The 20,448-nt window shown below is 43.4% G+C and carries 20 protein-coding genes; 13 read left to right on the top strand and 7 right to left on the bottom strand.

Annotated elements, in window-relative coordinates; translation table 11 throughout:
• Positions 1–133: 133 nt before the first annotated feature.
• From F0227_RS08615 to accC, 6 genes are all read left to right on the top strand, one after another.
• Positions 134–1,960, top strand: coding sequence for a DUF294 nucleotidyltransferase-like domain-containing protein (locus F0227_RS08615; RefSeq protein WP_171752787.1), 1,827 nt, complete (start codon positions 134–136; stop codon positions 1,958–1,960).
• A gap of 24 nt (positions 1,961–1,984) precedes the next feature.
• The gene (locus tag F0227_RS08620; protein ID WP_171752788.1) at positions 1,985–2,620 is read left to right on the top strand and encodes a 3'-5' exonuclease; all 636 of its coding nucleotides are present in this window, start codon (positions 1,985–1,987) and stop codon (positions 2,618–2,620) included.
• Between the two features lie 201 nt (positions 2,621–2,821).
• Entirely contained in the window at positions 2,822–4,762 is a 1,941-nt protein-coding gene (gene acs / locus F0227_RS08625) for an acetate--CoA ligase (protein WP_171752789.1), read from the top strand.
• Between the two features lie 339 nt (positions 4,763–5,101).
• Positions 5,102–5,554 (top strand): type II 3-dehydroquinate dehydratase, encoded by a 453-nt coding sequence (gene aroQ / locus F0227_RS08630; protein ID WP_171752790.1) that lies wholly within the window; start codon positions 5,102–5,104, stop codon positions 5,552–5,554.
• Between the two features lie 67 nt (positions 5,555–5,621).
• Complete coding sequence (gene accB, locus F0227_RS08635; RefSeq protein WP_171752791.1) at positions 5,622–6,074, top strand: acetyl-CoA carboxylase biotin carboxyl carrier protein; 453 nt, start codon at positions 5,622–5,624, stop codon at positions 6,072–6,074.
• A 15-nt stretch (positions 6,075–6,089) separates the two neighbouring features.
• Positions 6,090–7,433, top strand: a complete 1,344-nt coding sequence (accC, locus tag F0227_RS08640) for an acetyl-CoA carboxylase biotin carboxylase subunit (RefSeq protein ID WP_171752792.1) — start codon at positions 6,090–6,092, stop codon at positions 7,431–7,433.
• A 73-nt stretch (positions 7,434–7,506) separates the two neighbouring features.
• Here the strand turns inward: accC and queE are convergent, their stop codons facing one another.
• Positions 7,507–8,202, bottom strand: a complete 696-nt coding sequence (gene queE, locus F0227_RS08645; protein ID WP_171752793.1) for a 7-carboxy-7-deazaguanine synthase QueE — start codon at positions 8,200–8,202, stop codon at positions 7,507–7,509.
• The gene (gene queD / locus F0227_RS08650) at positions 8,196–8,555 is read right to left on the bottom strand and encodes a 6-carboxytetrahydropterin synthase QueD (RefSeq protein ID WP_171752794.1); all 360 of its coding nucleotides are present in this window, start codon (positions 8,553–8,555) and stop codon (positions 8,196–8,198) included. Before queD ends, queE begins: the two co-directional genes overlap by 7 nt.
• A 237-nt stretch (positions 8,556–8,792) precedes the next feature.
• On the opposite strand from queD, the gene recG reads away from it, so the two are divergent.
• Positions 8,793–10,871 (top strand): ATP-dependent DNA helicase RecG, encoded by a 2,079-nt coding sequence (gene recG, locus F0227_RS08655; protein WP_171752795.1) that lies wholly within the window; start codon positions 8,793–8,795, stop codon positions 10,869–10,871.
• Positions 10,872–10,955: 84 nt separating this feature from the next.
• Here recG and envZ read toward each other — a convergent pair whose 3' ends face one another.
• The gene (gene envZ / locus F0227_RS08660; RefSeq protein ID WP_171752796.1) at positions 10,956–12,266 is read right to left on the bottom strand and encodes a two-component system sensor histidine kinase EnvZ; all 1,311 of its coding nucleotides are present in this window, start codon (positions 12,264–12,266) and stop codon (positions 10,956–10,958) included.
• Positions 12,267–12,320: 54 nt separating this feature from the next.
• Complete coding sequence (ompR, locus tag F0227_RS08665) at positions 12,321–13,040, bottom strand: two-component system response regulator OmpR (protein WP_171752797.1); 720 nt, start codon at positions 13,038–13,040, stop codon at positions 12,321–12,323.
• Positions 13,041–13,258: 218 nt separating this feature from the next.
• Between ompR and F0227_RS08670 the strand changes: the two genes are divergently transcribed.
• Complete coding sequence (locus F0227_RS08670; protein WP_345775799.1) at positions 13,259–14,536, top strand: LssY C-terminal domain-containing protein; 1,278 nt, start codon at positions 13,259–13,261, stop codon at positions 14,534–14,536.
• Between the two features lie 67 nt (positions 14,537–14,603).
• Here the strand turns inward: F0227_RS08670 and greB are convergent, their stop codons facing one another.
• A complete protein-coding gene (gene greB / locus F0227_RS08675; RefSeq protein ID WP_171752798.1) occupies positions 14,604–15,080 on the bottom strand; it encodes a transcription elongation factor GreB in 477 nt (158 codons plus the stop codon).
• A gap of 200 nt (positions 15,081–15,280) precedes the next feature.
• Between greB and prmA the strand changes: the two genes are divergently transcribed.
• From prmA to F0227_RS08700, 5 genes are all read left to right on the top strand, one after another.
• Positions 15,281–16,168: a 50S ribosomal protein L11 methyltransferase gene (gene prmA / locus F0227_RS08680; RefSeq protein ID WP_171752799.1), complete on the top strand. Its 888-nt coding sequence runs from the start codon at positions 15,281–15,283 to the stop codon at positions 16,166–16,168.
• Positions 16,169–16,300: 132 nt separating this feature from the next.
• Positions 16,301–17,269 (top strand): tRNA dihydrouridine synthase DusB, encoded by a 969-nt coding sequence (dusB, locus tag F0227_RS08685; protein WP_171752800.1) that lies wholly within the window; start codon positions 16,301–16,303, stop codon positions 17,267–17,269.
• Positions 17,270–17,293: 24 nt separating this feature from the next.
• Complete coding sequence (gene fis / locus F0227_RS08690; protein ID WP_171752801.1) at positions 17,294–17,590, top strand: DNA-binding transcriptional regulator Fis; 297 nt, start codon at positions 17,294–17,296, stop codon at positions 17,588–17,590.
• 213 nt (positions 17,591–17,803) lie between these two features.
• Positions 17,804–18,946 carry a GGDEF domain-containing protein gene (locus tag F0227_RS08695; protein WP_171752802.1) on the top strand — a complete coding sequence of 381 codons (1,143 nt, stop codon included), beginning with the start codon at positions 17,804–17,806 and terminating at the stop codon, positions 18,944–18,946.
• A 341-nt stretch (positions 18,947–19,287) separates the two neighbouring features.
• On the top strand, positions 19,288–19,452 hold the full coding sequence (locus F0227_RS08700) for a hypothetical protein (protein ID WP_171752803.1): 165 nt from the start codon (positions 19,288–19,290) through the stop codon (positions 19,450–19,452).
• A 114-nt stretch (positions 19,453–19,566) separates the two neighbouring features.
• Here the strand turns inward: F0227_RS08700 and F0227_RS08705 are convergent, their stop codons facing one another.
• On the bottom strand, positions 19,567–19,779 hold the full coding sequence (locus F0227_RS08705) for a hypothetical protein (protein ID WP_171752804.1): 213 nt from the start codon (positions 19,777–19,779) through the stop codon (positions 19,567–19,569).
• 19 nt (positions 19,780–19,798) lie between these two features.
• Positions 19,799–20,413: an NAD(P)H-dependent oxidoreductase gene (locus F0227_RS08710; RefSeq protein WP_171752805.1), complete on the bottom strand. Its 615-nt coding sequence runs from the start codon at positions 20,411–20,413 to the stop codon at positions 19,799–19,801.
• Positions 20,414–20,448: the final 35 nt, after the last annotated feature.

Here is a 20,448-nt window from a genome sequence, read left to right on the forward strand (position 1 = left end):
AGTTATTTTATTTCCTCCTAACTCATTCATGTTTGTTACAAAAAAAATGGCGTATTAGACCAAAGTCGTCTGGATGAAAACAGCAAATTAGTCAGACTTACAGTAAGGTTATTTCACTGGTACTTATCGAGCTATGCCTGACAAATTTAATATGCAGTCGCCACCATTTGATCGGCTACTGGAAGATCAACAAAAACTACTACGCTCTTCACTGGACGTGGCCTACTATCGTGAAACAGAGACGATATTAAAGTCTGGTGCAAAAAGTGAATACCTGTTTATCCTCATTAAAGGGGCCGTTGAAGAACGCTCTGCTGACGACAGCGAAATATTTGCTCACTATGCCAACGATGATATTTTTGATGTACGTTCTCAATTCGACGACTTAAATAAGCATAAATACATCGCCTTAGAAGATACCCTTTCCTACCTTTTACCAAAAAAAGTATTCCTAGATCTTTATAGCGCTAATGGCGAATTTGCGGCTTACTTCGACAATAACCTCGCTAAGCGACAAGAGCTGATTGAAGCGGCTCAGCAGCAGCAAAACTTAGCGGAGTTTATTCTCACCAAGGTGGATAACTCGATATATCATCCACCATTAATACTGCAACCAACGCTGCCACTTATTGATGTCACGAAACAACTAAAAGAGAACGGCATTGATGCCGCACTAGTGAGACTGGACGACAATGATCCTCGTATTCTCAATCAACCCAACCAACATCCATACGGAATCGTAACCCGCACTAATATGCTGCACGCCGTCATGCTAGACAATCACCCTCTTGATACACAAGTTGGTGATATCGCCACTTTTCCAGTGTTCCATGTTGATGATGGTGACTTCCTGTTTAACGCCATGATCACCATGACCAAAAACCGCATGAAACGAGTGATGGTTTGCGATGGCAACGATGCCGTTGGCATGCTAGATATGACACAGATACTCAGTGCTTTCTCTACTCACTCCCATGTACTGACTTTAAGTATCGCCCGAGCCACCAGCATAGAAGAGCTCGCTCTAGCGGCAAACAAACAGAGACAGCTGGTCGACAGCTTGTTAGGAAATGGCATCCGAACTCGATTTATCATGGAGTTAATCTCTGCCGTTAATGAACAAATTATCGAGAAAGCCTTCGAACTGACTATTCCACCCGCAGTAAGAGAACAGATATGTTTGGTTGTTCTCGGCTCCGAAGGTCGAGGCGAACAAATTCTAAAAACCGACCAAGATAACGCCCTGATCGTAAAAGATGGCTTTAACTGGCCAGAAATGGAACAGACGATGAACAACTTAACGCATGTTTTGCAGCAGTTAGGTTACCCTCTGTGTCCCGGGAAAGTAATGGTCAATAACCCAACATGGGTCAAGTCAGAAAGCAACTGGAAGAAAACTTTATCTGCATGGGTGAACAAAGCACATGCAGAGCAGGTAATGAAAATTGCCATCGTGGCCGATGCTCACGCGGTGGCAGGAAACCACTCTCTACTGACACCAATCAAGCAACACCTCATCACCTTAATGGCCAATCAGGAACTTATTTTAACCGAGTTCACCCGACCAGCACTCAACTTCTCTATTCCGCTAACACTGTTTGGTAATGTGAAAGCTTCCAAGTCAGGAGTGGATCTAAAACAGGGGGGGATCTTCCCAATTGTTCATGGCGTCCGGGCTCTTGCGCTAGAAAACAGCCTAAAAGAGAACAACACCTTTGAAAGAATCGAAGCGCTACAAAAACACAAAGTTCTGGAGCAGGAAACCGCAGACAACTTAACCGAAGCACTAAAACTGTTTTTTAAACTTCGCTTAGCACAACAGCTATCACAACAGCACAGTCACAATAAAATAGACCTCAAGCTGCTAGACAGAACTGAACGAGATCTTCTTCGTCATAGTTTGCATGTGGTCAAGAAATTTAAACAGTGGCTTGGTTACCACTATCAAATCAGAGATTAGGCCTATAGGTCTTAAGTAGTAGATATGAACTGGCTATCAAGAAAGTGGTGGCATTACAAACTTAAAGGCTCACCCTATCAGCCTCTATTTTTGCCTTGCGATCATAAAGAGTATGTATCATTAGACTGTGAAACCACCAGCTTAGACCCCCTTCGGGCAGAGCTGGTGACCATTGCTGCCACAAAAATTATCGACAATAGAATCATCACCAGCCAACCTTTCTATGTCCGTTTACGCGCACCGCAATCCTTAGATTCAGGCTCCGTAAGGATTCATCGTATTCGTCACCAAGACCTGATAGATGGTATGAGTGAAAAAGACGCCATTAGCGCTCTGCTAAAATTTATCGGCAACCGTCCATTAGTGGGTTACCACATTCGCTACGACAAGACTATTCTCGATATCGCTTGTCAAAAACACTTTGGTTTTCCTTTGCCAAACCAATTAGTCGAAGTCAGCCACATTTATCATGAAAAGCTAGAACGTCATTTACCTAACGCCTATTTTGACCTGAGCTTAGACGCCATTTGCAAACATTTAGATCTACCGGAACAGGATAATAAACATGACGCATTGCAGGATGCGATATCCGCGGCTTTGGTTTATGTCCGGCTTACCTATGGTGATTTACCCGCACTGACATCGGCCTATTTGCGTTAGCTCACTCACTGGTCAGCTAAGCTGCTAATTTATCCTAAAGTCTAATTGAGAAAACACCCACTATAACCGACAGTTACATCACTAAAAGCGACTATGCTTATACAAGAACATAACAAAGGTGTGCAAAACCACGCCTCTGATAGTCAAAAGCCCAATAAAATAAACTCAACGGAAGTTTGCTGAATCACAAGGAGAGAAGCAATGAGTGTGTATCCGGTCAAAGAAAATATCAAGGCTCAGACCCACGTTGACAACGACACCTATTTATCAATGTACCAACAGTCCGTTAGTGACCCTGAATCTTTTTGGGGTGAACACGGCAAGATCGTCGATTGGATAAAACCATTCAGCCAAGTTAAAAACAGTTCATTCGACCCCGGCCATGTTGGTATAAAATGGTTTGAAGATGGCACGTTGAATGTATCGGCAAACTGTATCGACCGTCATTTAGCGGATAAAGGTGATGACGTTGCCATTATCTGGGAAGGCGACGATCCAGAAGAAGATGAAAGCATCACATTTAACCAACTGCATGAAAAAGTCTGCCGTTTCTCTAATGCATTGAAAGAGGCGGGCGTAAACAAAGGCGATGTCGTTTGTCTTTATATGCCAATGGTGCCTGAAGCCGCAGTTGCTATGTTGGCATGTACCCGCATTGGTGCGGTACATACCGTGGTGTTTGGCGGTTTTTCTCCGGAAGCTTTATCGGGCCGTATTATCGACTCCAACGCGAAAGTGGTCATCACAGCTGATGAAGGTATTCGCGCAGGACGTGCGGTTCCACTCAAGAAAAATGTTGATGAAGCGTTAACTAATCCTGAAATCAAAAACATCTCTAAAGTTTTGGTCTTTAAACGTACAGGTGCAGATGTAGCTTGGCATGAACATCGCGATGTTTGGTGGCACGAAGCGGTTGCTAATGTATCGGACAACTGCCCACCAGAAGAGATGAAAGCAGAAGATCCACTCTTTATTCTTTATACGTCAGGCTCTACAGGCAAGCCAAAAGGGGTACTCCATACCACCGGCGGTTACCTAGTTTATGCGGCCATGACCTTTAAGTACGTCTTCGACTACCATCCAGAGGATACCTTCTGGTGTACCGCCGATGTGGGCTGGATTACCGGACACACCTACTTGGTTTATGGTCCATTGGCTAATGGTGCAAAAACCATCTTATTTGAAGGTGTCCCTAACTATCCAAATACTAACCGCATGAGTGAAGTGGTAGACAAACACAAAGTGTCTATTCTTTATACCGCTCCAACGGCTATTCGTGCACTAATGGCGAAAGGCAATGAAGCGATCGAAGGCACCAGCCGAGACAGCTTGCGCATTATGGGCTCAGTAGGTGAACCTATTAACCCTGAAGCGTGGGAGTGGTACTACAAAACCATTGGCAACGAAAAATCACCGATTGTCGACACATGGTGGCAAACCGAAACGGGTGGAATCCTAATTACTCCGTTACCGGGTGCGACAGAACTAAAACCGGGCTCAGCGACTCGTCCTTTCTTTGGTGTACAACCCGCGCTAGTAGACAACATGGGTAACATCGTTGACGGAGCTACCGAAGGTAACCTAGTGATTTTGGACTCATGGCCGGGACAGATGCGTACCGTATATGGTGATCACGACCGCTTCGAACAGACATACTTCTCGACGTTTAAAGGCATGTACTTTACCGGAGATGGTGCGCGACGTGATGAAGATGGCTACTACTGGATCACCGGACGTGTCGATGACGTATTAAACGTTTCTGGACACCGTATGGGTACAGCAGAGATCGAATCAGCACTCGTGGCGTTTGATAAGATCGCCGAGGCGGCAATTGTTGGTGTACCTCATGACATTAAAGGTCAGGCCATTTACGCTTACATCACCCTTAATGATGGCGAGTTCCCAAGTGCAGAACTTCATAAAGAGGTAAAAGAGTGGGTTCGTAAAGAGATTGGCCCAATCGCTACCCCAGATGTTTTGCATTGGACCGATTCCTTACCAAAAACTCGTTCAGGTAAAATTATGCGTCGTATTCTTCGTAAAATTGCAACCGGAGATACAGGTAACCTTGGAGACACCTCCACACTGGCAGATCCAAGCGTTGTCGACAAACTGATCGCAGAAAAAGCAGAGATGTCGTAGCTCGCGAACGCACTTTACTCCATTAAACCGCCGCAATTGTGGCGGTTTTTACTTTCTCCATTTTCACTTCTCTTGTCATTTTCCCATTACTTCACTCGCAATTGGCGACATAAACACCGTTTTTCAGCCTCATTGATTGTCAAAAGTGTTAACCCGGTTACAAATCAAAAAACTCAACCATGGAGATTAGACCAGTAAATTGCTGCTATTTGCTGTGAATTAACTATAATCGGAGTCTAAAACGATGATTGACTGAATTTTGACTGGAAAAAACACATTTGCTCGCAAATAATTAGAACATTCTAATTTGTAGCCACGTTAAAGGAAGATAACTCCAAGATGACAGCAAAGTTACGCATTCTGCTCTTAAATGGGCCAAATCTTAACCTGTTAGGTGTTAGAGAGCCGGGTCATTATGGTTCTCAGACTCTGGAACAGATTGTCGCAGACCTATCTAATCATGCTCAACAAGCGGGTGCAGAGCTGCAACATCTTCAATCAAACCGAGAGTATGAGCTGATCGAAGCGATACACGACGCTCGGGATAACATCGATTTTATCATTATTAATCCGGCAGCATTTACCCATACCAGTGTTGCTTTGAGGGACGCTTTACTTGGGGTCGCAATCCCATTTATTGAAGTGCACTTGTCCAACGTTCATGCACGTGAACCATTTCGCCACCACTCATACCTTTCAGATAAGGCAGTGGGCGTAATTTGTGGACTGGGTGCCCAAGGTTACCAATTCGCATTGACTGCAGCGATTAATCAGCTTCAGTCAAACTCATAAAGAACTAATATCGTTTCGCTCTGTCATAAGTAGCGAGAAACGTTTAACAGATAAAGAGAAAGAAAAGATGGATATTCGTAAAATAAAGAAGCTAATCGAACTGGTTGAAGAGTCTGGCATTGCTGAGCTTGAGATTTCTGAAGGTGAAGAGTCAGTACGAATCAATCGATACAGCAACGCACCAGCGGCTGCCGTTCAATATACAGCAGCACCTGTAGCAGCAGCGCCTGCGGCACCTGCAGCGGCACCAGTAGAAGCAGCAGCACCGGTTCCAGCTGAACCTGCGGGCCATAAAGTTCTTTCTCCAATGGTAGGTACTTTCTACCGTTCTCCAAGCCCTGAAGCGAAAGCCTTCGTTGAAGTTGGTCAATCTATTTCTGCTGGCGACACACTATGTATCGTTGAAGCAATGAAAATGATGAACCAAATTGAAGCGGACAAATCAGGTGTGGTTACCGCTATTCTTGTTGATGACGGTGCAACCGTAGAATTCGATCAACCACTTGTTGTTATCGAATAATAGAGGTTAGCCAATATGCTAGATAAATTAGTCATCGCGAACCGAGGTGAAATTGCACTTCGTATTCTTCGCGCATGTAAAGAGTTAGGGATCAAAACGGTTGCCGTTCACTCAACGGCAGACAGAGACCTAAAACACGTATTGCTTGCCGACGAAGCTATCTGTATCGGTCCAGCAAAAGGGATCGACAGTTATTTAAACATCCCACGTATTATTTCAGCAGCTGAGGTAACTGGCGCTATCGCTATTCACCCTGGTTATGGCTTTCTATCTGAAAATGCCGACTTTGCTGAACAAGTAGAGCGCAGCGGATTTATCTTTGTCGGCCCGAAAGCCGAAACGATTCGCATCATGGGCGATAAAGTATCTGCTATTACGTCAATGAAAAAAGCAGGCGTTCCTTGTGTACCGGGTTCTGATGGCCCATTAGATGACAATGCAGAACTAAACAAAGCCCACGCTAAACGTATTGGCTACCCAGTCATTATCAAAGCATCTGGCGGCGGCGGCGGTCGTGGTATGCGTGTTGTTCGCAGCGAACCTGAACTAGTTGAAGCAATTGCTATGACTCGTGCAGAAGCTAAAGCAGCCTTCAACAACGATGTGGTTTATATGGAGAAATTCCTAGAAAACCCTCGTCACGTTGAAGTTCAAGTGATTGCCGATGGTCAAGGTGGTGCAATTCACCTTGGTGAGCGTGACTGTTCAATGCAACGTCGTCACCAAAAAGTCGTTGAAGAAGCACCTGCTCCGGGTATTACCGCAGAAATGCGTAAATACATCGGTGAACGCTGTACCCGTGCTTGTTTAGAAATCGGTTATCGTGGTGCTGGTACGTTTGAGTTCTTATATGAAAACGGCGAGTTCTACTTTATTGAAATGAATACTCGTATTCAGGTAGAGCACCCTGTTACAGAAATGGTGACTGGCGTTGACCTAATCAAAGAGCAACTTCGTGTTGCAGCAGGACAACCCCTCTCCTTTACTCAAGACGATATTAAGATCCGTGGCCACGCGGTTGAATGCCGAATCAACGCCGAAGATCCTGAACGTTTCTTACCTTGTCCGGGAACAATCAACCGTTTCCATGCTCCGGGTGGAATGGGAGTTCGCTGGGAATCTCATATCTACACGGGCTATACGGTTCCACCTCATTACGATTCAATGATCGGCAAGCTAATCACCTTTGGTGAAAATCGCGATGTGGCGATTGCTCGTATGAAGAACGCACTGAGTGAAATGATTGTTGAAGGCATTAAAACTAACGTGCCGCTGCAGCAAGAAATTATGAATGACGAAAACTTCCAACACGGTGGCGCAAATATCCACTACCTTGAGAAGAAACTTGGTCTTCAATAAGAGACAGCTACTCACTAAAAACGGCCTCAATTGAGGCCGTTTTTTTCGCGTTCTGCTCTCAAACTAGGCTTAATTAAACCCCAGATTCATTGCCCCATAAATACACATGCAACTGTGGCAACACTTTTACATCAAACCAGCGCCGCTTGGTCACTTCTTCCACTAAGGTTCTGGTTTTCTCTGTTAACTTTGCTATGTCTGCCTCACCATCTAGATCCGTATTGCACGGTTGCAAGTAAATCGGAATATCCACATAGCGATCACGAATATCACTCACCCATTGCAGATCCTTATCCTCAGCAATAACTATTTTAATACTCACCTCAACATCACCGGCACTAATTAAGCAATGCTCAAAACGTTCTCGAATAAATTTCATTTTACTCGACGGAGGCTTGGGGCTAAAAGTAATCTGATCAAGCATCGAGAACCAAGGCGCCGCAACACTTCCTTGCGTCTCTAAAGCAAAGCTATAGCCTTTTTCTTTACCCAACTTAATAAGCTGAGAAAGATCCTGCGTGGCTGGATTCCCGCCCGATAAGGTAATCAAAAGGGGTTTACCGTCACTTAGAGCGACCACTTTTGCCATCACCTCATCCGCGCTCATTTCTACCCACTGAGAACGATAGTGATTATCCACCGCATAAAGGGTGTCACACCAACCACAACGAAAATCACACCCTGCGGTACGAACAAAAACGGTCGGTGTGCCTATTGCGCTTCCTTCCCCTTGAATTGTCGGGCCAAAAATTTCAGAGATGATTAACATGGTCGATACTCTGCCCACGTTTTTTCTGTTTCAGATACACTCACCGCACAAACTTCAGGCCATCGTGCATAACACCAGTCAAACAGGTGCTTTGCTAACTGTTCTGCTGTGGTGTTGTCATCACCCAACACATCATTTAGGTGACGATGATCCAAATGCTCATCAATGTAATTTTTTAGATCAGATAATTGGCGATAATCACGAACAAAGCCGCTTTCATTTAGAGTCTCTGCTGCCAGCTCAACCACAACTTTATAGTTGTGACCGTGCAGACGGGTACAAGGATGATCTTCCGGTAAGTTGCGTAACTGATGAGAAGCGCAAAACTGAAACGATTTACTAATTCGATACATAAGTGCATTGTCCTATAGATAATTAACAATGCAGCACAAAAACTCACCACTGAATATCAGAGTGAGTCTGTTTTTAACCTGGTGCTACGACAGGGCTTATAAAAGCCCACACAGTCTATCATTTCATCTCCTTAGAACAAGTCACTTGAACATGGCGCTTTTATTCATGATTCCCTGTACAAATAGACAGTTAAATGCTTGAATGTCTCTGATATCACATTTAAAACCGAGTTTGTTATGGCGCAACTTTTATCTACAATTTCTGTTACTTCACTATCAGGTGTCGGGGCGAAAGTCGCAGAGAAGTTGAGCAAAATAGGCGTTAACTCGGTTCAAGACCTTTTGTTTCACCTACCCTCTCGTTATGAAGACCGCACCCGCATTTATCCCATAGCCCAACTTCACCACGGTTTGTGGGCCGCCGTTCAGGGCGAAGTCATGGCTGTTGATACTATTTTTGGCCGCCGAAAAATGTTGACGGTAAAAATTAGCGATGGCAACGGTACGGTTACCTTGCGGTTTTTCAACTTTACCGCAGCAATGAAAAACAACTTTGCTCAAGGTAAACAAGTTCAAGCTTACGGTGAAGTTAAGCGTGGTAACTATGGGCTAGAGATTGCCCATCCAGATTACACCTTTCTTCATGGTGAGAAATCCCCCGCGAGCGAACAGAACCTAACACCGGTTTATCCCACCACAGATGGGTTAAGGCAGCTCACCTTACGTAATTTAACGGAGCAGGCATTAGCCCTATTGGATAAAGCCGCGGTCGAAGAGTTATTGCCTTCTGGCTTATACGATCGTCAATTAACCTTGGCAGAGGCGTTACACCACATTCATCGGCCTCCATCCACCACCAACTTAGACGATTTTGATTTAGCAAAAACACCCTCGCAAAGACGGCTGATTATTGAGGAGCTGTTGGCACAAAACCTATCTATGCTTGCGGTGCGCAGCAAAGGCCAACAAGATAACGCCATTGCATTGCCTTATGCTCAACGGTATCAACAGCAGTTACTCTCTCAATTGCCCTTTACTCCAACCGCCGCGCAAACCCGTGTGGTCAAAGAGATACAAGCAGACCTAAGCAAGCCTCACCCAATGATGCGCTTGGTGCAAGGAGATGTAGGTTCAGGAAAAACCTTAGTGGCGGCATTAGCAGCCTTACAAGCGATCGAACAGGGTTACCAAGTTGCATTAATGGCTCCGACAGAACTGCTTGCAGAACAGCACGCTGTAAACTTTACTCAGTGGTTAGAACCTATGGGGATTTGTGTGGGATGGCTTGCAGGAAAACTCACTGGAAAAAACAAACAGCAGCAGTTATCACGAATCGCCACTGGTGAGGCGCAAATGGTAGTTGGTACTCATGCGCTGTTTCAGCAACATGTAGAGTTTAACCATCTGGCATTGGTAATCATTGATGAACAGCATCGCTTTGGTGTTCATCAACGCCTCATGCTGAGAGAGAAAGGAGAAGCTCAAGGAGCATTCCCTCACCAGTTAATAATGACCGCCACTCCTATTCCACGGACACTGGCAATGACCGCTTACGCGGATTTAGAAACGTCAGTAATTGATGAGTTACCGCCGGGACGTACGCCGATACAAACGGTGGCGATCCCTGATACCAAACGGCAAGATATCATTGAACGCGTTAAAAATGCTTGCCTGAATGAAGGTAAACAAGCCTATTGGGTATGTACCTTAATTGATGAGTCCGAAGTGTTAGAAGCACAAGCTGCCGCAGATACCGCGGAAGAGTTGCAGCGAAGCTTGCCAGAGTTACGTATTGGCTTAGTACATGGCCGTATGAAACCAGCCGAAAAACAAGCGGTCATGCAGCAATTTAAAGAGAACCAATTGCACCTGTTAGTTGCTACTACCGTGATTGAAGTTGGTGTGGATGTCCCTAACGCCAGTTTGATGATCATAGAGAACCCAGAACGTCTTGGCTTGGCGCAATTGCATCAGTTGAGAGGCCGAGTAGGTCGGGGGCAAATTGCCAGCCATTGCGTGCTTCTCTATCACGCACCACTATCAAAAACAGCACAAAAGCGCCTTGGGGTATTAAGGGAGAGTAACGACGGCTTTATCATTGCGCAGAGAGACCTAGAAATACGAGGACCGGGTGAATTACTCGGAACAAAACAGACTGGCCTGGCGGATTTTAAAATTGCCGACTTAGTAAGAGATCAGCAGCTTATTCCTGAGATCCAAAAAATGGCACGTTATATTCACGATAATTACCCTAAAAACGCTCACGCTATTATTGAACGTTGGTTAGGCGAACGAGATATATTCGCCAAAGCCTAACTCTGCAAAATCTCACTCACTAAAGCTTGACTCACTAAAGTATTGAGCACCTCAGTGATCGGCTTCAGTTCTCCCGAGCTGAGGTTACTTTCCTGCAGGAAAACTGATTTGGGCTTTGAGCCCTCCATCATGGCGATTATTAAAAGATATGGCGCCAGAGTGATGGCGTATTATGCGCTTAACAATGGCTAAACCCAGCCCAGTACCTTCACTGCCTCTGGCACTATCTCCTCGAGTAAAAGGTTCCATCAGTTTTCCGACTTGGCTAGGCTCAATACCGGGGCCATTGTCTTCGACACTGATCCAAATAAAATGGTTATCCGCGGTTCTCCCCGATGAGACTTTTATCCACCCTTCCCCATACCGTGAAGCATTAACAACTAAGTTGGTGATGGCGCGCCTAATTGCGGTCGGGCAAGCCTGAATCGTGCTGTCGTGTTCCATCAAATCAAGGTGGATGTCCAGTTTATTGTCTGTCGCGGTTGCAGAGACAACCCCTTTTATCTGTTCATTCACATCGACACTTTGAAAATCTGCCAAGTTGGCAGGTTTTAAGTAATCCATAAATTGATTGATGATTTCATTGCACTCTTCTGTATCTTGAATAATGCCTTCAACCAAGTAGTCATCTTTGGTCTCCATCATTTCTGTTGCCAGACGAATACGCGTTAATGGAGTACGCAGATCATGGCTGATACCTGCCATTAATAAACCTTTGTCATCTTCTAGGCGTTGAATACCTTCTGACATTTGATTAAAAGCCTGACTCACCGCTTTAATCTCACTGGCTCCCCTCTCTTTAATTGGAGGAGGGATCTCCCCTCTTCCCACCATATTTGCCGCGTTAACTAAACTCATTAATGGCCTATTTTGAGCTCGAATAAATAGCCAGCCACCGATAAAAATAATCACAGCCATAAATAAGCTATTAAAAAACAACAGAATAAACTCTTTTTGTTGCAGTTCAGATAGGGGGACTCTCAGCAATAAATCGGGTAAGGCATCTAATTTCAACCATAAAATATAACTCTCTTTACCACTGGCCAGTCTTACTTCTGTTGGGGTATCGAGATACTCACTCATCTCTTCACTTAAGAAGTCGATGCTGGTAGCACGATCAAACTCCAGATGAATGGGCTCACTACTTACATGAGCCGTTACCCCCAGTTTCTCCAACAGTTTTCGTTTAGAAGGCGCTTCCAGATAAACCCCTTTCTCTAACTCAACGTCTTCTACCAGCATCAGTTTTACTTCATAGGAAAGTATTTGGTTAAACTGCTGAATACTCGGCAATAAAGCGTAATTTATAACGGTGAAGTACGAAAAAATCTGGCTGGCGATAAGCACGAATACAAACAGTACAATTGCTCGAGTGCGGGAGCTCTTAAATGGCATAGTGGCCTCAAATAAAACCCCGAGGGTAGAGCTCGGGGCTGTGATCAAATCAATTTAAACATCTTTTCCGTCAGGGACAAAAACATAACCTAATCCCCATACTGTTTGAATATAGCGTGGATGACTGGGATCTTCCTCTACCATTCTGCGTAATCGAGAGATTTGAACATCAATGGAACGTTCCATTGCTGAATATTCTCGTCCTCTGGCCATATTCATTAGCTTGTCTCTGGACATCGCTTCACGCGGATTATTAACCAAGGCTTTAAGAACAGCATACTCACCAGACGTTAATGGCATAGCCTCATCACCACGGAACATCTCTCTGGTGCCAAGATCCAACCGAAAATCACCAAACTCGACATACTCACCATCACTGCTTGGGGCACCCGGCACCTCGACGACTTGACGACGAAGTACAGCATTGACTCTCGATAACAACTCTCTAGGGTTGAATGGCTTAGGCAAGTAATCATCTGCTCCCTGATCCAAGCCGAGAATACGATCAGCTTCATCACCTTTCGCAGTCAGCATAACAATAGGAATAGTATTCCCTGCTTTTCTTAGTCGCCGACAGATTGATAAGCCATCTTCACCGGGAAGCATTAAATCCAATACCATCAAATTAAAATTTTCACGCTGCAATAAGCGATCCATCTGTTCTGCATTAGCCACACCCCGAACCTGAAACTCTTGCTCGGAAAAATAACGTTCAAGTAATGAGCGTAATCTTACGTCATCATCTACAACTAAAATTTTATTATTCTCTTGCATTCAAACTCTTCCATCACTCAGTTAATGGTTATAGCACTAAAAAGCATACTCAAATATCACATTTGTTTAGTAAAAATCATGAAAACAATTGTTAAAATTTGTGTCAATTATGAACTCAAACTGAATAAGTGGCTCATAAACCATTAAGTCGCCACCACTATACTCACCCTATTTCCAATGCATCCTAAATATCTTACTTTACTGTTGAGAGTACTGTTGTGAGCCAAGTTAGCCTTTTTCTAGGCGCATTTTTAGATGCGCTGATAGGACCCAATTTAATTGTACCGGGAGAACCATTTTTAATTGCTGCCGGTTATCAATTGCATCAAGGCAGTTATCTGGCGGTATTCTCAGTCCTGTTAGGTGGTTTTTTAGGTGACCAACTCAGTTATCAAATAGGTAAAAAATACGGCCGAAAAGGCAGTAAAAAACTGATTAACTGGCAACCAAAACTACGCCGCACCATGGCCAAATGCCGACTGTTAATGGTCAAAAAAGGTAACTATGTTCTCCTATTTGCAAGGCTACTCGGCCCTGTCGCTTGGGTCGTGCCTTTTATGGCAGGCACCAATGCTATTCGCTGGCGACGATTTACCGTTTATTCTTCTATAGGTCTGATACTTGGTGTGGGACAGTTTATTGTATGGGGGTATTTGCTCTCTTATGGAGTAGATAATGTTGCCGCGTTAAGCAAGGTTAAAACATTTTTACTCGCCCACCAGTATAGTTTACTCGCTCTATTCGCCGCCGGACTGTTTCTTTATGTCGGCATAAAATACAAGTATCGCAATATTGCGTTAAAAAGCTTCTCCATTTTTTTACTTGGAATGTTGAGCGCTAACTACAACTACTTTTTTTGGTCTGCTGATGACTTTCAACCCAGCAGCAATAACGCAACGATCTCGTTGCAAACTGAACAAATTAGCTTTAAGGCTTACCCGTCCCCATCAATAAATGATGACGCACAAGCGATCAATGTTATTTTTATTGGTGCCTCACCTGCACCATTGATGAACAGACTAGGTTGGATAGAAAATAAAACCTTCTCTCGGCACGATATTGGATGGACAGATTACATTGCGCTACTAATGGCAAACACCCCACCTGTTTCGGACCTATTTTGGCAAGATCAACCTCAACAGTTGGCCTATCAGTTACCCGGCAATTTATTACATCGCAGCCATATTCGCTGGTGGAATGCAGGGATTGATGCCACTTCAAACCAGCCAATATGGCTGGGGGCCATAAGCTACGACAATGGGCTTAAAATTACTCCCTACCTTGGCATGCTCACTATTTTGCACAGTATTGATCCTGATGTGGATGAACAACGCGACAAACTCGCTATGCAAATCAAAACCAGTCTAACCACTCACTTTTCAGAGTTGGTTGCTATTGGGCACCCTATACCACCAAGCCAACAACTCGACTATTTTACCGATGGCCACATACTGGTAATAAATGACACGTCCACCTCCCTTGCCCTTAGCCAATAAATAGGGGAGGTAAACAGGCTAACCGTTTAGGTTAAGCGGCTTGATATACCAGTCGTGGTAATCCGTGTTACTGCTTGTAATCAATTGAGTTGATAAACCACTCTTTCTCACCCTCTGGCGTGCGAACCACAAACTCGTCGTCCACCTCTTTTTTTAACAGAGCACGTGCCATTGGAGAGTCGATAGAGATATAGTCTTTAGCATCGCCATAAATCTCTTCAGGGCCAACGATACGAAAGTTCTTTATTTCGCCCGCCTCATTTTCTATCTCAACCCAAGCACCAAAAAAGACTTTGCCTTCTTGCTGAGGCGAATAATCCACAATGGTAACCTCAGGCAAAAACTTTCTTAAAAAACGAACCCGCCGATCGATCTGTCGAAGCAATCGCTTGTTAAAGGTGTAATCCGCATTTTCTGAACGATCCCCTAAGCTTGCAGCCCAAGTCACTATCTTCGTCACCTCTGGTCGCCGTTCATGCCATAAATAGTCGTGCTCTTTTTTTAGCTTGTTATAGCCTTCACGAGTAATTAGCTTGGTTTTCATACTTACCTTAATTTATATACGTATCTTCGTTTTATGTTTATCGAGCACTTACCAAAATAGTACCAAGATAACCGCTTTTTCTCTTCCCCTATTGTAACGAGTGAATCGAGGACAGACACTTTAATGACGATTAATTGAGGACGCTAAACAGATTTCTGCTAAACTCCATGGCAATTTAAGCTACCCATAGAATCATTCCCATGCCTTGGATTCAAATAAAATTTAACGCCACTGATAAAAATGCTGAGCGCATCAGCGATATGTTGATGGATGAAACTGGCGCACTTTCCGTGACCTTTTTGGACGCCAAAGACAATCCCATTTTTGAACCCTTACCGGGCGAAACTCGTCTATGGGGAGAAACGGACATCGTTGCCCTTTATGATGCAGAAGTAGATACCAACCAAGTCATCGAACAAGTTAAAGCCTCAGATATGCTAACCGCTGACTTTGCTTACAAGGTTGAGCAACTAGAAGATAAAGACTGGGAACGGGAATGGATGGATAACTTCCACCCAATGCAGTTTGGTGAGCGCCTGTGGGTTTGCCCAAGCTGGAAAGAAGTGCCAGACCCTAGCGCCATCAACGTTATGCTGGATCCCGGCTTAGCATTTGGTACTGGCACCCACCCAACCACCTCTCTCTGTTTAGAATGGTTAGAAAAAACCGACCTCAAAGGAAAGACCGTTATTGATTTTGGTTGTGGTTCAGGAATTTTAGCTATTGCCGCCATAAAATTGGGGGCAGAGAAAGTCATTGGTGTCGATATTGATCCTCAAGCCATCATCGCCTCTAAAGATAACGCAGAGCGAAATGGCGTGGCAGACCAATTGCAACTTTTCTTACCTCAAGACCAGCCAGAAGGACTGATCGCCGATGTGGTTGTCGCCAATATTTTGGCTGCACCATTAAGAGAACTCTCTGGAGTAATCAAAGGATTAGTCAAAAATGGCGGTGAAATTGCCATGTCAGGTGTATTAGATACACAAGCTGAAGACGTCGCAAATTTTTATAAAGATGAATTTGCCATCGACCCAATTGCAGAAATGCAGGAGTGGTGTCGTATCTCTGGCAAAAAAAGCCAATAAACAGCACCAGTAATTGATTGAATTTTAGACAATTTACAAAACAAAATGTAAATGCTCAAAATTTAGTCTTTTCACGCATCAAAAAAATGCGTAAAATGCGCGCCCTTGCTGGTACAGAACTGTGAAGACGTTTTGAGAATCGGAAAACACCAACTTAAGAACAATTTGATCGTCGCGCCGATGGCCGGAGTTACTGATCGACCTTTTCGTGAGTTGTGCCTTCGATACGGCGCGGGCATGGCGGTCAGTGAAATGATGTCGTCTAACCCGCGTGTATGGAAAACGTCAAAATCCCAACAGCGCATGGTGCATGAAGGTGAATCGGGCATTCGCTCAGTACAAATTGCCGGGTCAGATCCACAGCTAATGGCAGAAGCCGCTCAGTTTAATGTTGATAATGGTGCACAAATTATCGATATCAATATGGGTTGCCCTGCAAAAAAAGTAAATAAGAAACTTGCAGGTTCAGCACTACTGCAGCATCCGGAGATGATTAAAAATATCCTCTCTGCGGTGGTTAATGCGGTAGATGTACCAGTCACACTGAAAACCCGTACTGGCTGGGACACAGACAATAAAAACTGTGTAGAAATTGCAAAAATGGCCGAAGACTGTGGCATACAAGCCTTGGCACTCCATGGGAGAACAAGAGCTTGCATGTACAAAGGCGAGGCAGAATACAACAGTATTAAAGCGGTAAAAAACGCCATTTCAATACCCGTTATCGCCAATGGGGATATCGACAGTGTTGAAAAGGCAAAATATGTACTGGATTACACCGGTGCAGACGCTTTAATGATTGGTCGGCCTGCCCAAGGTCGTCCTTGGATTTTTAAAGAGATCCAACACTATTTGGAAAACGGCACCACGATGCCCGCGCTCCCTTTAGAGGAAGTAAAGGCAATTTTACTTGGTCATGTTCAAGAGCTTCATCAATTTTATGGTGAGTTTCTTGGCCCCCGAATTGCTCGTAAGCATGTTGGGTGGTACTTAAAAGAACATGAGCAAGCCAGTGAGTTTCGCCGTACCTTCAATGCCATTGATGTTGCTCATGAGCAGCTTGATGCGCTAGAAGGTTACTTTGTAAAATTTGCATCATAAATTACGAGAAGAGCTAGACATAATATGTTCGAACAAAATTTGACTTCCGAACCACTAACAGTAACTACTGTAACTTCACAAGATCAAATCACTCAGAAACCTCTGCGTGACTCTGTAAAAGCATCTTTGAAAAACTACCTTGCTCAGTTAAATGGTCAAGACGTGAGCGAGCTTTACGAATTAGTATTAGCAGAAGTTGAACAGCCGCTACTAGACACCATTATGCAATACACTCGCGGTAACCAAACTCGCGCAGCTAACATGATGGGCATTAACCGTGGCACTCTTCGTAAGAAGCTGAAAAAATACGGCATGAACTAATCTAGATTAGTTAACAAAATGATTTTGAAAGCCTAAATAGCACCGCTGTTTAGGCTTTTTGTTTTGTTGCTAGAAAAACCTTCTACTCACATTTACTTACAAACTGATCTGCCTCAACCAACAAGCAATTATTGTTAATACAAATAGATTTGTTAATAAAAAATAAGTAATACTGATTAAAAGAGGATTAAGTTCATTGTAGTTGGTGACTTTATGGATATATACACCTTAGCAATCTACAGCTCCTTATTAGCAATCATAGTCGCTAGTGCACTGCTAATAACTCACAGATACATGTTTGCAGGGATAGCAGTGGGAGTTGATCAAGTGGGTTATGCTGTCCTGTTATTGGGCTTAAGCATTGTTCCTCTAGCACTAGGTTTTACTCAATCTTCAACATATGTGGTTTTTTTCTCAAACTGCACATACACCATAGCTTTTTGTTTATTACTTGCAGGAATAACAATATTGCGAGGGGCAAATCACTCTCTACTTTTAGTGTCGATTATAGTGACTATTTTTGCCATTGGTTTCTTTGCTCACAATACCATTCTCTCTCCCTCTGTTACATCAAGGATTGAAACGCGAAGTGTCTTAGTTGTTGCCATATGTGTACTAACTATTTACGCAAACCATTCAGGGACAAGGAAAGACAATGATAAGGCCAGGCTTCTACTGAATCTGACTTTAATCATAAATGCTTTGTACATGACTTTTCGGGCCATAGTAACCTTATCAGACGGGCAGATCTTAGATTACTATTCAACATCAGATATACATAAATTGTCCTTTGTTATCACCACCATCACCATTATCAGCTTGGTATTTACTGTATTTTGGATGTTAACCGATCGATTATTAAAACAGATCTACTACTCCTCTATCACAGATGAACTTACGGGACTTTATAATAGAAAAGGTCTACGAAAGCTTATTCCTCGTTTTATCCATAAAGAACATGAAAGTAATATATCGATACTTCTTGCTGACATAGATCACTTTAAGGTGATTAACGATACGTTTGGTCATGACTATGGAGATAAGGTGATAAAACACTTTGGTGAAATCCTTATAAAATCATGCAGAGAAAATGACGTTTGTTTTCGTTACGGGGGAGAAGAGTTTATTGTTATTTTGCCGAATACCAATGAAGCCCAAGCAATGCAAATAGCTGATAGAATTAAGGTTTACACTAAAAATCGCTCAGAGGCAGAACTCTCATCTGGTCAATACACCGTGAGCATTGGCTTAACAAAGGCTCAGAATAGTGATGACTGGAGCTCCTTAGTTAACAGAGCGGATAATGCTTTATATGATGCGAAAACCAAAGGACGTGATTGTATAGTTAAACACTAACTAACGAGTTTCAGCACCTTTGATAACCTAACAAATCAAACTCTTATTGCACACTATTCTTCATTTTTATACTCTTACTAAGCACTGGCAACATCCAGTGTCGGGATTAGAGACCTCGCATTCATTTCTGGGCACATGAACACTAGCAACCTCTAGTATCTAATGTGCGTTGTTAGCACACCTATAAAATTTGCTCGGGCTCTTTAACCCGTAGTAATGAAATATTGGTGAGTTAAACTGGCAACTATAGCTGGCTACTTCGTACATAAAAACCTTGTTCAGTTAAATATCAAGGACTGGAGTCTTTCTGGTGTTCGCTATTGATATTGATGGAGGCATTTATGTCCGATTTTTACCAACAAGTTGAAGATTTTATTCTTTGTGCGGTCGCTGATAATTCAACGGAGGATCATGCTAACAATACCGAGGTTGCCCTGTTTCTGTTGTCATTACTCTCTAGCCATAAGAGAGAAGAGTTAGCGCAATTACAGCAAGATGAGTCGTAAACATTTAAACGCCCTTGTGGGCGTTTTATCGTATGAGACGAGTATACATTCGGAGAATGGCGACGAACTTTAGAGGGTGACGGTAAACGATTAGAGCCTAATAACTATAGCCATTTACTCTTCCTTGGTTGGCTCTTGCTGCTTTATAGAGGCTCTTCTATTCCATATGTACTCAGGGGCGCAACTGGCACAATCATTACATACTATAGTTTTTTCTAAAATCCTACTTCCCCATGGAGGAAGCGCCCACTCTTCAGATAGTATTGAACTTCCGCAAAATGGACATGGTTTGCTATCACTGAACAAGATATCACTATCTTCTTTCATTTATTATCACCATTTGGCGTTACTTAATTAATGAAAAATGGCTTTCTAACTCGTTAAGCCAGCGAGATCGTTTTTTATCTGATGCAGGCTTTACTTGCGCGTAATTTATCCATTTTCGATTCTTCACGCCAATCTTCCAAAAAGTACCAAGAAGCATGGCTTTTTTAATGGCGTTACCAAACAGAAGACGATAAGCAAAAGAGGGGGTATTCATTGTCGTGATCATCGTGACTCCTTTTAGATTATCTAAAAGCGAATACATCCCTAATCCAGTATCTTTATATTGATATGCGATGCCCGGAAAAATGACTTTATCTATAAAGCCTTTCATTAGTGCTGGCATCAACTCCCACCAAACCGGGAAGATAAACACAATATGATCAGCCTGCTCAATACGTTGTTTATATTGAAGTACTTGAGGGTCTAAACGTTGTTGTGCTTTCTCAGGTTCAGTTCGTGCCAACGCAAAAGCTTGCAGATCTTTTGCTCTCATCACTGGGTCAAAATTATCTTTATCTAAATGGATCAAATCAATGTCATGATTGGCGGAGGTTAAACCATTCATAACGGAATTTAACAGGGCATTACAGAAACTTCCCTCGTAAGGATGATTAAACACTACAAGAACTCGCATATATACCTCTTTTACAAAACAGCGACGCGAGACAT

The sequence above is a fragment of the Vibrio sp. 99-8-1 genome, from assembly GCF_013114595.1.
Taxonomy (GTDB): domain Bacteria; phylum Pseudomonadota; class Gammaproteobacteria; order Enterobacterales; family Vibrionaceae; genus Vibrio.